Here is a 519-nt window from a genome sequence, read left to right as displayed (position 1 = left end):
GCAGGCGCAAGGCCAGCACCGCGCCGCGATCGGCGACTTCGACGCCGCCATCGACCGCAACCCCTTCGTGGCCGCGCCCTACGCCGCCCGCGGGCAGAGCCTGATCGCCACCAACCAGTACGACAAGGCGATCGAGGACTACAACGCGGCCCTCAACGTCAACAACAAGGACGCGGATTCCTGGGCCTATCGCGGCCTCGCCTACGAGAAGTCGAACCGCCGCCAGGAGGCACTGGAGAGCTACCAGCGCGCCGTCGCGATCGACCAGGGCAACCAGATCGCCAAGCAGGGTCTCGGGCGGATGCAGGGCGGGATGGCGACGTTGTTCCGATAGCGTCCGGTGGAAACACCGTAAGGGATGACGAGGGCCTCCGGCGACGCGCCGGGGGCCTTTTTTCGGGCTGATCCGCCGCCGGCGGGAGAGGGGCCGCTCCCCGCGGCTGCGGCGCCTCACCCGGCCGCCCGGGCCTCCGAGGCCCGCTCCGCGGCGATCCCCCGCGCGCCCTCGGCGATCAGCCG

1 protein-coding gene is annotated in these 519 nt (G+C 71.9%); it reads left to right on the top strand.

The features are described from left to right. The coding region (locus tag VP06_RS33230) for a tetratricopeptide repeat protein (RefSeq protein ID WP_048468100.1) at positions 1–334 on the top strand (334 nt) is incomplete at its 5' end. Positions 335–519: the final 185 nt, after the last annotated feature.

It is taken from the genome of Methylobacterium aquaticum (assembly GCF_001043915.1).
Classification (GTDB): Bacteria; Pseudomonadota; Alphaproteobacteria; order Rhizobiales; family Beijerinckiaceae; genus Methylobacterium; species Methylobacterium aquaticum.
Note: the sequence above shows the minus strand (reverse complement) of the source record. Positions and strands in the feature narration are given on the sequence as shown.